Origin of the sequence: Bowmanella denitrificans, assembly GCF_002887595.1 — a bacterium.
GTDB lineage: Bacteria > Pseudomonadota > Gammaproteobacteria > Enterobacterales > Alteromonadaceae > Bowmanella > Bowmanella denitrificans.
In genome coordinates, this window is record NZ_PEBU01000007.1 from 155,798 (window position 1) to 167,745 (window position 11,948).

The window sequence follows — 11,948 nt, forward strand, 5'->3', positions numbered from 1 at the left end:
TCAAGAAGGGGCGGTTCCCCGCCCCTGATATCCTGCGCCTGTTTAGAATCGGTAACCAACGGTCAGGCTGACCGTTCTGGGATCACCGTAGTATGCTGCCAATGTGGTATCGCCACCAAAACCGGGTAAGTAGCTACCATCCGGATTTATGCCGCCAACAAAAGAATAGCCACCCACCATGTATTCCTCATCGGTCAGATTTTTAGCATGCAAGCCTGCATACCAATTGCCTTCCAGGCTTTCCCAACTGACACTGAGGTTAACCATACCGTACCCGTCCTGTTTGAGGATGGCATTGTCTTCAAACAGGATATACTCATCGCGGTAGTAATAACCACCGTTAAACATAACCGGTCCAAAGTCTGTATCCATAACGTATTTAGCTGACAAGGCAAGGGTATAATCTGGTGTATTTGACAGCCCAACCAATGGTGTTCCTATGCTTTCATCCTGTTCAAGGTCGGCATCCAGATAACCAAGCGCCAGGTCAAACGTCAGATTATCAGTGGCAACATAGGTGACTTCTGCTTCCAGGCCCTGGACTTTGGATTTTGCCGCATTGCCCAGGTTCTGCCCCAATATGGTAGGGTCATTAGGGTCTGCTTCCACCACTATGTATTGTCGGTCTTTGTGATCCAACCAAAACAGAGTAATGTTGGTTCGCCACTGCTGATTCCAGTCTTTCTTCATACCCAACTCAATAGAATCGGCAATTTCCGGGTCAGCGGCTCGTTCGTTGGTGCTGGCTCTGGGGTTAAAGGTACCGGACTTAAAACCCTGCGCGTAGCTGGCGTAAAACATGGTGTCACGGTCCAGTTGGTATTCCAGCCCCACGCGCGGGGTAAACCGATTCCAACTGGCCTTTTTCGGTGCATCTAACACGCCGTCACCATCGGTATCCACACCCAGACTCATGGGTACCCCAGTACCATCGGCTCTGGTATAGCCATCGACCCAACCACTGTAAGGGTAGGCGGCACCGGGTAGGAAGCCATAAAACACAGTGGCTTGCTTCTCTTCACGGGTATAACGGGCGCCCAGTGTCAACGACAGCTTGTCGGTCATATCAATACTGCTTTGCACGTAAGCGGCATATGCTTCGCTGTTATTGCAACCCGATGTTTCCAGGGTGACACCTAACCCGCCAAGAATCGCATCAAACAAGCCACAGGATTCACTATCATAGGCATACAAGCCACTCACCAGGGTAAAGCTCTCTCCCTGATAATTTGCCTGCAACTCGTGACTGGTATTCTCATCATCATACACCGCTGGCACATCAAATAGGTTGATACCAGTATTGTCAAAGTCGATGTTGGTCGGTGAGTCACTCTTTCTTGAGGCTCCGATGTATTTAACCGATAACGCATCACTGACATCCCAGTTTACCGTCAAGCTGAGGCCTTCCAGTTCAACCTTGTTCCAGGTCGGCAAGCTGGTGTAAGAATCATATTTGCTGTCTGGAATGGGGGCGTCGGTCAACAGGCTGGGTACCAAACGATAACCGCCTTTGGCGTTGGAATCGTCGGTGGTTTTGTCCCAATTCAAACGCATAAACCAGTTATCAGCAGGATGAAACTCTAATGTCAACCGGGCTGCCTTGATGTCTTTGTTGTAGTTTTCCTGGTCTTGGCCATTCGGTGCCACCAAAAAATTGCCATAACCATCCCGATTCAGGTTGCCATAGCCAAAACCCAGAAACAGTTTGTCTTCTACCAGGGGTATCTGGCCCGTCAGTTTGATGTCTCGCTGGCTATAGCTGCCCAATGTCGCCTGCGCATTGAATTCAGCACCACCGGACATTTCTTTGGTCACATACTTAACCGCACCGCCCACGGTGTTTTTACCATACAGCGTACCTTGCGGTCCCCGCAGTACCTCTATTCGTTGTACATCTAACAAGTCCAGTACCGCGCCTTGTGGACGGGCCATATACACATCGTCCACATAAATGCCAACACCTGGTTCGTACCCCCATAAAGGGTCTTGCTGCCCCACCCCACGAATAAAGGCTGTTAGGGTTGAGTTCGTGCCGCGGCTGGTTTGCAATGTGGTGTTAGGAGAAAACTGCTGCACTTCAGTCAGCACTGAAATACCTTTTTCCGCCAACTCCGTGGCACCAATAGAGGTGACCGCAACAGGCACTTCCTGCAGACTCTCAACGGTTTTACGGGCCGTTACCTCAATGCGTTCCAGTCCTTTAGCCGCCTTGTCCGGTTCCTGCGCATAAGTGGGTAAATTGGCTAGTGCAGCAGCCACTGCCAGGGTACAGGCTGTTTTATTCGGGCGTTTCATATTCATACCTTCTCGTGCTTGAGCAATACAGAGTTGTTTATTTTTTGTTGCATTTGTTAACAAGGTCATGGGTACTCTAGAACAAAGTGACCAAAAGGTATTCTGTACCATAGTACTATGGGCGCATCCGCTCTGCTGGCTCACAATGCAGAGGTCCTGTATTTGCTTAACAAAGGTCACAGGAGTCTGGCGTCAACCGGCGCACTCCAGCGTTAACAAACCGGGCTAAGGCCCGGAGTACATTAAAGGACAGCTTATGTTGAGTTTGACAGGTCTGGTGGGCGGCTTAGTGCTGCTGATTATCCTGACCATTCGCGGGATGAATTTGTTTATTGCCGCCCCCTTATGCGCCCTTATTGTGGCGCTGACCAGCGGCCTGCCGGTGTTTATCGGCGAGGGTAATTTTGTGGTTACCTATATGAATGGCTTTTCTGGTTTTATTGCTGCCTGGTTTTTTATGTTCCTGCTGGGTTCATTGTTCGGCAAGTTTATGGAAGATACCGGCGCAGCCGATGCCGTCGCACGCTGGATAATCAACAAATTGGGCAAGCAACATGCGGTGGTCGCGGTGGTGCTGGCCTGTGCCATTCTGACCTATGGCGGTGTCAGTGTCTTTGTGGTGGCCTTTTCTGTCTACCCTATGGCACTGAGTCTGTTTAAAGATGCTAACTTACCGCGGCGTTTTATTCCCGCCGCTTTGGCCTTTGGTTCTGTGACCTTCACCATGACCTCGGCAGGTTCACCGGAAATTCAAAACTGGATCCCAATCAAATATCTGGGTACCTCCCCTTTTGCGGCCTGGGAAGTCAGTCTGATAGTTGCCCTGTTTATGGCCACCATGGGCTTTTACTGGCTAAAACATATGATTGCCAAGGCCGTCAGCCGCGGGGAACATTTTGAAAGCCATGCGGGCGATCCTGAAATTGCTGAGCGTGATTATCCCCATCCATTAACAGGCGTCGTGCCGCTAGTTGTTGTATTGGTTCTGTCTTTTACCCTGCATGAAAGCCTGCAGCAGATGGCGCTGATTGTGGCCCTTGGTGGCGGCGTGTTAAGCCTGATGGCGATAAATTTCAAACATTTTCATAATCTTGGCGCCGCCATCAGTGTGGGAACAACCGGTGCATTGGTGGCCATAGGCAACACCGCAGCCGTCGTGGGGTTCGGCACTATTGCCAAGTCCACCCAGGCATTTCAATCGGCGGTTGAGGTGATGACCAGTCTGCCAGGTAATGAGCTGTTCGGTGCTGCCGTGGCGGTGAGTGTAGTGGCTGGCCTGACCGGTTCGGCCTCCGGCGGACAGGCCATCGCGCTGCCGCTGATAGCACCGCACTATCTTGATCAGGGTGTTAACCCGGAACAATTACATCGCATTGTGTCGATTTCGTCCGGTGCACTCGACTCCCTGCCCCATAACGGTTATGTCGTTACCACCATCCGCGCCATTTGTAATGAAACCCATCAGCGCGCTTACTGGGCGGTAGGTGCCCTTACGGTGGTGGTGCCACTAATAGGTCTGGCGATGGCTGTGGCCCTATTTAACTGGCTGTAGGACGCATCATGAAAAACATACTGCCCCAAGGAAAATACTGGATAGCCCTGATGTTTTTAATCATACCGCAGGTTCAGGCATCTGACCTGATAACCCACAAGCAACGATTTGAAATACCGGAATTTACCACCTTTGGCGGTAAAACCATTAAACAGCTGCAAGTTGGCTGGGAAAGCTATGGAGAGCTTAACGCCGACAAATCTAATGTCATTTTGATTACCCATTTCTTCTCGGGCAGTTCGCATGCCGCCGGTAAATATGCGCCATCCGATGAAGCCGTTGGTTACTGGGACGCCATCATAGGGCCGGGCAAAGCTATCGATACCCATCGATTTTTTGTCTTAAGTGTAGATACTCTGGTGAACTTCAATGTGCATGATCCCAAGGTGATTACCACCGGGCCTGCCAGCATAAATCCAGACACCGGAAAACCCTGGGGACTGGACTTTCCGGTAGTCACCATCAGGGATTTTGTCAATGTGCAAAAAGCCTTACTGGAATCATTGGGAATTCAATCCCTGTATGCCGTAGCCGGGGCATCCATGGGCTCCATGCAAGCACTGGAATGGGCAACCGCCTACCCAGACTGGGTACCAAGAATGATCTCGGTGATAGGCGCTGGTCAGTCAGATGCATGGACAGTTGCCGCTCTGGAGCATTGGGCACAACCGATTAAACTCGATCCCAACTGGCAACAGGGCAATTACTACGCCGGTGAACCACCCATGGCCGGACTGACTGCCGCGCTGATGCTGCTGACCCAGCAGGCGCTCTACCCTGATTTTTTCAATCAAAGTAACCCTGATCACAACCCATTAGAAGCAGCACCGCTTAACGATATCCGTCAGTCCCATCAGGTGGTGAACTGGCTGCGGGATATGGCTGCCACACGTGCCACCGTCACCGATGCCAACCACATGTTGTATCTGATCCGCGCCAGTCAGTTGTTTCTGGCCGGACAGGATAAGCCTCTTGCCCAGGCCATGCAGCAGGTAAAAGCAAAGACCCTGTTTATTCCTGCCAGCCACGATCTGCTGCTGATGCCCTATCTTGCCAAACAGGCGCATCAGGCCTTACTTAAGGCGGGCAAGACATCAAACCTAGGATTGATTGTCGGACCAATGGGGCATCTGGACGGTGTCACCAATATCAGCCAGGCCGCTGAAGACATTCAGGCCTTTTTAACTCAGGAAGCATTATGAACAAAACCCTACTTAATTCGCTGGGCCTGGCCACGTTGCTGTTAGCCAGCACCCACGCAGTGGCCGACATGCCCAAGCTGAACCTGGATACCACACAACTAACGCTGTCCGGGCTTTCCAGCGGTGGCTATATGGCTAATCAGTTTCATATCGCCCACAGCAACTGGGTATCTGGCGTCGGCATCATTGCGGCGGGGCCCTATTATTGTGCAAGAAACAGCATACTCACCGCTCTAGGCCAATGCGTTAATAAACAGGATGGCGATATTCCACTGGCCGAGATCGAAAAAACGCTGAATGGCTGGCGGGCCGACAACTTGGTGGATGATGCGCAAGGGCTTGAAGGTGACAAAGTCTGGTTGCTACGCGGTACGCTGGACGAAAAAATCATCCAACCCGTTGCAGATGCATTGGCTAAACAGTACCAGGACTGGGTAGGTGAACAAAATATGCAGATTGTTCAGGACAAAGCCTTTGCCCATCATTTCCCCACCCAGGCACAGGGCACGGCCTGCGACAAATCTGAATCGCCTTTTATTGGTAATTGTGGCTATAACGCCGCAGCAGAGATGCTGAATTACATCGCTGCACAAACCAGAGAGGGCGGTGATGCAAAGCCGGGTCAGTTACTGGCCATCAATCAGCAGCAGTTAGGTGGTGAAGCAGCTTCAGGTCTGGCAGACCAAGCTTTCCTGTACGTACCATCAAGTTGTGCAGCAGGGGCAATATGCCAACTGCATATCAGTTTTCATGGCTGTAATCAGAACGTTGAGGCGGTGGGGAATGACTACGCCAGACTCACCGGTATCAATCAATGGGCCGACACCCATCATACTGTTGTGCTTTACCCGCAAACCAGAAAATCCACCTTAATGCCATTAAATCCGCAAGCTTGCTGGGATTGGTGGGGCTACACCGATGACAAATACGCCACCAAAGCAGGCCAACAAATTCAGGCCGTCGCCCAGATGGTGAAGCAACTGGCCGGAGAACAATAATGCAACAACGAAATATCTTTATTACCGGTGGAGCCAGTGGCATAGGGCTGGGCATTGCCCAGCATTTGGGTGCCATGGGGCACCAGCTCATTATTGCCGATATACAGTTGCAGGCCGCTGAGCATGCCTGTCAACAGCTTGCAGAGCAAGGTATCAGCGCCCGCGCCATTGCCCTGGATGTAGCAGATGCCGGGCAGATTGCGGCGCTGACGGCACGTCTTGCGCCGTTAAAAGTGGATGTACTTATCAACAATGCCGGCATTCAGCATGTATCGCGCCTGGAAGATTTTCCTGCCGCCAAATGGCAGCAGTTGATCAACGTGATGCTAGTGGGCCCGGCACTACTCACCCAGGCCTTTCTGCCTGCCATGCGGGAGCAAAACTTTGGCCGGATTATCAATGTCGGCTCAATTCACTCCTTGGTGGCCTCGCCTTTTAAATCCGCTTATGTGGCAGCCAAACATGGCTTGCTTGGTTTTGCCAAAACCATGGCGCTGGAATTGGGGGAGCAGAACATTACCATTAACACCCTCTGCCCTTCTTATGTCAAAACGCCGCTGGTGGAGCAACAGATTGCTGCCCAGGCCAGGGAAAACCAAATGAGCGAAGCCGATGTGGTAAATAAAATCATGCTTGAACCCATGCCCAAAAAGGCCTTTATTGGCATTGGTGAATTAGCTGGCTGCGCTGAATTTCTGCTGTCTGATGCAGCGCGCAATATCTGTGGTCAAACACTGGTTTTGGATGGCGGCTGGACGGCCAGGTAGTTAAACCAGGTACAGCAAAACGCTGTCCTGGTTCGCTTAGACTTTTATTCTGCAAAAGTGCCAGCACAATACCATGTACTAGTGAACATCTGCCAACAATACACCCCGTTTTGCAAAGGACGGGGGGCTGCTTGAATAGCTTTATACTGGGCATCAAGTTCGTTCCACGCAGAACCTGACCAAAAATACCCTTCCGCTGCTTTTGCACCAGAGCTTGCTGAGAAAATGACTAAGGCAGCAATGACAGATGATTTACCAAAGTATTTAAATTTCATTTTTGTTCCCTAAAACGATTGTAAAACATTAACAGGAAGTTCAGTTTCTTGCCTGTTACTTAGCCTCTTTGGGCTAAAAATTATACTAACCACCTTCAGTTAATACATCAATCATTTTGACTTATATAAAAAATACACAGATAAACCACAATTGCGTGATAACTGAACAACTTACAGACGGGGCGGATACAATTAAAGGGAGAATAAAGGTATCAGGGGAAAACAGCGACAAAAACCAATAGTCAGCTGGCGGTAAAGGGCCTGCCAGCTGACCAGTTTATACTTACATTACTTCTTGCGCTTATCTTCAGCAGACCACATGCCATTTTTATACCAGGCACTCCAACCGGTGGCTTTGCCATCAGATGTCTCTGTCATCACATACTGCTGCTTGGTTTTACGTGAAAAACGCACCAGCGCCTTATTGCCATCCGGATCTTGCTTAGGTGCATCAGCCAGATAGAAAAACTTCTCCGGCAGTCTGTCCCGGAATCTGGCCAACTCTTCCACCAAGGGTGCCCGGGTTTCGCGGGATTTAGGGAAATTATGCGCGGCCAGGAAAATTCCTGACGCACCGTCACGTAGCACAAAATGGGCATCCGACTTAGTACAGGGCAGCTCCGGTAAATCCACTGGGTCTTCTTTCGGCGGTGCCACTTCGCCATTACGCAGCAGTTTACGGGTATTTTTGCAGGCCTCGTTGGTACAACCGAAGTATTTACCGAACCGGCCATTCTTCAGTTCCATATTGGCACCGCAGCGGTCACATTCAATCAGCGGGCCATCATAGCCTTTCACCTTGAAAGTACCCTGCTCTACGGCAAAGCCCTTACATAATGGGGTATTGCCACAAACATGCAGCTTGCGGCTTTCATCAATCAGATAGCTGTCCATGGCGGTACCGCACAGATCACAACGACGTTTGGCCCGTAACGCTTCGGTTTCCAGTTCTTCATCGTCGTCCACCTTGACCACTTCATCACCAGAGGTCAGGTTCATGGTATGGGTGCAGCGTTCTTTGGGCGGCAAAGCATAGCCGGAACAGCCAAGAAACACACCTGTGCTGGCGGTACGAATAGTCATTGGCCGGCCACATTTAGCACAGGCAATATCGGTCAGTACCGCTTCGTTGGCGCGCATTCCGCCTTCTTCGCTGGGCTTTTCAGCTTGAAGCAGCTTCTGATAAAAATCCCCATAGAATTCATTCAGAACTTGTTTCCAGAACAGCTTGCCTTCGGCAATTTCATCCAGATGCTGTTCCATATTGGCAGTGAAGTCATAGCTGATCAGGTCCTGGAAGTTTTCCAGTAGCCTGTCATTAACAATTTCCCCCATTTTCTCAGCATAGAAACGCTTGTTGTCCTGACGCACATAGCCACGATCCTGAATAGTAGAAATAATGCTAGCGTAGGTGGAAGGTCGGCCAATCCCACGCTTCTCCAGTTCTTTAACCAGGGAAGCTTCGCTAAAGCGCGCTGGTGGCTTGGTAAAATGCTGTCTTGGGTCAAGTTTATCCAATGCCAGAACTTCGCCTTCTTTAACATCTGGCAAAGTCAGGTCGTCATCGCCCTTGCCCCTGACCTGGGGTTGTACGCGTGTCCAACCGTCAAATTTCAATACCCGACCTTTGGCATTAAGTTCAAATTCGCCTGCCTGTACCCGAATGGTGGTGGCATCGTATTTAGCCGGTGTCATCTGACAGGCGACAAACTGGCGCCAAATCAGCTCGTACAAACGCTGCGCATCACGCTCCATATCTGACAGGGAATCTGACTTGACCTGCACATTGGAAGGACGAATAGCTTCGTGGGCTTCCTGGGCACCTTCCTTGCTGCCATAACGAAGGGCGGAATCGGGTAAGTAGGCCTTGCCAAAGTTATCTTCTATATAATCCCGACAGGCATTGACCGCTTCACCACTTAGGTTGGTGGAGTCGGTACGCATGTAGGTGATATGGCCAGCTTCATACAGCCGCTGCGCCATCATCATGGTCTTTTTCACGCCAAAGCCCAGGCGCGTGCTGGCGGCCTGCTGCAGCGTCGAGGTAATAAATGGGGCTGACGGACGGCTTTGCGTCGGCTTGGACTCGCGACTGATGACCTCGTAGCGGGCTTTCTCCAGCAGTCCAATCGCTGCTTCGGTTTGTGCTTTATTAACCGGTTTAAAGGCATTGCCAGCCTGTTTAACCACTTGCATACGCAGCGCCTGCTTAGCGGTGCTGTGCAAATCAGCATGCACGTCCCAGTATTCTTCCGGCACAAAGGCTTTAATTTCGCGTTCGCGTTCCACCACCAAACGCACGGCCACCGATTGCACGCGACCCGCCGACAAGCCCCGGGCAATTTTCTTCCACAGCAGCGGCGATACCATAAAACCCACCACGCGGTCGAGGAAACGACGAGCCTGCTGGGCATTAACCCTGTCCATATTCACTTCACCAGGATGTGAAAACGCATCTTTAATGGCATTTTTGGTGATTTCGTTAAACACCACCCGTTTAAAGGTTTTGTCTTTTTCGCCAATCAGCTCACGTAAATGCCAGGCGATGGCCTCTCCTTCTCTGTCCAAGTCTGTTGCCAGATAGATAGTGTCGGCATTTTTTGCCAGCTTCTTCAATTCGCTGACCACTTTTTCCTTACCCGCCAGCGTCTCATAATGAGCTTCCCAGTCACTTTCCGGATCCACTCCCATTCTGTCCACCAGCTTCAGGTACTCGTGATGGCGCAAGTAAGCCTCACGCTTGGAATCGGACATGGCCTTCAGTTCTTTGCTGGATTTCTTAGCCGGCACCTTACCCAACGCCTTGGTGGGCAGATCTCGAATATGCCCGACGCTGGACTTAACAATAAAATCATTACCCAGGTACTTATTGATTGTTTTGGCTTTTGCAGGGGACTCGACTATTACCAGGGACTTTGCCATATAACCTTTGCTCTTTATTTTCATGCTGGCTTCCTATCCAAAGGAAGCAATGGGTGCGCCTGCGCAACGCGGAATGTTTTTTACATATATCCACAATATTGGCGGAAAACAAGATTTAGTTCCTTTCCGCACGTTTGTCACTATGTAGCCAACTGAGTGTTATTCAAGGGGCTAGCATTCGTCAGGCATGTTTTATCAATGGGGGCGATTCTCGTTAACCCGGGACCATAACGCAAGTGCTGGTTACAGGAAATTGCCAATCACCTGTTGATTTCTGCCCAAAATAACCAGGTTTCAGAATTATTTTTAAATTTTTTTACTCTGCAGAGTTATTCGTCATCTAAGGTCTAAACTATTGAATAGTCAGAAGATGCAATGTTAGTTATGCGCGATGACAGTGGCTTTATGCAACTCTTAAGGCAGCCGCGGCAGACTGGCGCCCTGGCTGATTTGGCAGTCACCGGAGAAAGCCGTATAGTGGCCCCGGTCTCCTGCCAGCATTCTGCCGAAGCGAAATCAAAGCAGGAAAACATAACCCTCTTTTGGAATCGAAAAGACCATGAAACAGTTTGAAGTAAACTTCGATGGACTGGTGGGTCCTACACATAATTACGCTGGCCTGTCCTTCGGTAACGTGGCCTCATTGAACAATGCCAAGTCCAACAGCAGCCCCAAACAAGCCGCCAAACAAGGCCTGAAAAAAATGAAAGCGCTGGCCGACATGGGCATGCAACAAGGTGTTCTGGCGCCACAGGAGCGTCCTGACATTCTGACCCTGCGCAGGTTGGGTTTTACTGGTACCGACGCGCAGGTATTGGAAAAAGCGGCTAAGCAGGCTCCGGCCATCTTCCTGGCCTGTTGTTCGGCCTCCAGCATGTGGACCGCCAATGCCGCAACGGTATCACCCAGTGCCGATACTGCTGATGGCCGCGTACATTTCACCCCGGCCAATTTAACCAATAAGTTCCACCGCTCGCTAGAACCCGAAGTCACAGGGCGCATTCTTAAGGCAACTTTCGCGGATGAGCGTTATTTTCAACATCATAGTCACCTGCCGGACAATGAACATTTTGGTGATGAAGGTGCCGCTAACCATACGCGTTTATGCAGCGATTATGGCCATGCGGGGGTGGAAATGTTTGTATTTGGCCGTTATGCCTTTGATGCCAGCAAACCTGCCCCTAAACGGTTTCCGGCCCGTCAGACATTAGAGGCCTGTCAGGCCATTGCCAGACTGCACGGCCTGAGTGATGAAGGCGTGGTGTATGTGCAACAAAATCCGCATGTGATTGACCAGGGTGTATTCCACAATGATGTGATTGCCGTGGGCAACCGCAACGTGCTGTTTTATCACGAGCAGGCCTTTTTCAATACCCAGTCGGCCCTTGACGAGATTCAGCGCAAGTATGGTGACGAGAAACTGCATTTTATTCAGGTAGACACTCAGGATGTCAGTGTTGAAGATGCTGTAAAAACTTACCTGTTCAATACACAGATAATCAGCCTGCCAAATGATGAAATGGCTATCATCGCACCGACAGAGTGTCAGGAGAACCCTGCGGTATCCAGATATCTGGATAAGTTGCTGACCCTCGGCACACCAATTAAGCAAGTGCACTTCTTCGATGTGAAACAAAGCATGCGTAACGGCGGCGGTCCGGCCTGTTTAAGGTTACGTGTTGCCCTGACTGACCAGGAAGTAGATGCAGTTAACCCCAATACGCTGATGAATGACAGCCTGTTTAGCCGCCTCAACCAATGGGTAGACAAGCATTACCGGGACGAGCTGACCTTCGATGATTTGCGTGACCCGCAACTATTGACAGAATCCCGAAGTGCGCTCGACGAACTCACCCAAATTATGAAACTGGGCTCGGTTTACCCCTTCCAGCGCTAGTTAGATAGACCAGGGGGCACCAAACGCCCCCTTGTTTTAC

The 11,948-nt window shown here is 50.6% G+C and carries 8 protein-coding genes; 5 read left to right on the top strand and 3 right to left on the bottom strand.

Annotated elements, in window-relative coordinates; translation table 11 throughout:
* Window positions 1-42 precede the first annotated feature (42 nt).
* A complete protein-coding gene (locus tag CSR04_RS14235; RefSeq protein WP_102796967.1) occupies window positions 43-2,301 on the bottom strand; it encodes a TonB-dependent receptor in 2,259 nt (752 codons plus the stop codon).
* 250 nt (window positions 2,302-2,551) lie between these two features.
* Between CSR04_RS14235 and CSR04_RS14240 the strand changes: the two genes are divergently transcribed.
* Genes CSR04_RS14240 through CSR04_RS14255 form a run of 4 tightly spaced genes read left to right on the top strand, consistent with a single transcriptional unit; the run spans window position 2,552 to window position 6,814 of the window.
* Window positions 2,552-3,847, top strand: a complete 1,296-nt coding sequence (locus CSR04_RS14240) for a GntP family permease (RefSeq protein ID WP_102796968.1) — start codon at window positions 2,552-2,554, stop codon at window positions 3,845-3,847.
* A 50-nt stretch (window positions 3,848-3,897) separates the two neighbouring features.
* Window positions 3,898-5,049 (top strand): E22 family MetX-like putative esterase, encoded by a 1,152-nt coding sequence (locus tag CSR04_RS14245; RefSeq protein ID WP_245921641.1) that lies wholly within the window; start codon window positions 3,898-3,900, stop codon window positions 5,047-5,049.
* On the top strand, window positions 5,046-6,047 hold the full coding sequence (locus CSR04_RS14250; protein WP_102796970.1) for an extracellular catalytic domain type 2 short-chain-length polyhydroxyalkanoate depolymerase: 1,002 nt from the start codon (window positions 5,046-5,048) through the stop codon (window positions 6,045-6,047). Before CSR04_RS14245 ends, CSR04_RS14250 begins: the two co-directional genes overlap by 4 nt.
* A complete protein-coding gene (locus CSR04_RS14255) occupies window positions 6,047-6,814 on the top strand; it encodes a 3-hydroxybutyrate dehydrogenase (protein ID WP_102796971.1) in 768 nt (255 codons plus the stop codon). Before CSR04_RS14250 ends, CSR04_RS14255 begins: the two co-directional genes overlap by 1 nt.
* A 44-nt stretch (window positions 6,815-6,858) precedes the next feature.
* Here the strand turns inward: CSR04_RS14255 and CSR04_RS14260 are convergent, their stop codons facing one another.
* Together CSR04_RS14260 and topA are read right to left on the bottom strand one after the other, a co-directional pair.
* Entirely contained in the window at window positions 6,859-7,089 is a 231-nt protein-coding gene (locus CSR04_RS14260; protein ID WP_102796972.1) for a hypothetical protein, read from the bottom strand.
* Window positions 7,090-7,377: 288 nt separating this feature from the next.
* The gene (gene topA / locus CSR04_RS14265; protein WP_102797089.1) at window positions 7,378-10,011 is read right to left on the bottom strand and encodes a type I DNA topoisomerase; all 2,634 of its coding nucleotides are present in this window, start codon (window positions 10,009-10,011) and stop codon (window positions 7,378-7,380) included.
* Window positions 10,012-10,570: 559 nt separating this feature from the next.
* Between topA and astB the strand changes: the two genes are divergently transcribed.
* Entirely contained in the window at window positions 10,571-11,908 is a 1,338-nt protein-coding gene (gene astB / locus CSR04_RS14275; protein WP_102796974.1) for an N-succinylarginine dihydrolase, read from the top strand.
* Window positions 11,909-11,948: the final 40 nt, after the last annotated feature.

Bases quoted from the DNA above. Each gene is read 5' to 3' on its own strand.
- CSR04_RS14260 (WP_102796972.1), bottom strand. From the start codon at position 7,089: ATGAAATTTAAATACTTTGGTAAATCATCTGTCATTGCTGCCTTAGTC.
- astB (WP_102796974.1), top strand. From the start codon at position 10,571: ATGAAACAGTTTGAAGTAAACTTCGATGGACTGGTGGGTCCTACACAT.
- CSR04_RS14250 (WP_102796970.1), top strand. From the start codon at position 5,046: ATGAACAAAACCCTACTTAATTCGCTGGGCCTGGCCACGTTGCTGTTA.
- CSR04_RS14235 (WP_102796967.1), bottom strand. From the start codon at position 2,301: ATGAATATGAAACGCCCGAATAAAACAGCCTGTACCCTGGCAGTGGCT.
- CSR04_RS14255 (WP_102796971.1), top strand. From the start codon at position 6,047: ATGCAACAACGAAATATCTTTATTACCGGTGGAGCCAGTGGCATAGGG.
- CSR04_RS14245 (WP_245921641.1), top strand. From the start codon at position 3,898: ATGTTTTTAATCATACCGCAGGTTCAGGCATCTGACCTGATAACCCAC.
- topA (WP_102797089.1), bottom strand. From the start codon at position 10,011: ATGGCAAAGTCCCTGGTAATAGTCGAGTCCCCTGCAAAAGCCAAAACA.
- CSR04_RS14240 (WP_102796968.1), top strand. From the start codon at position 2,552: ATGTTGAGTTTGACAGGTCTGGTGGGCGGCTTAGTGCTGCTGATTATC.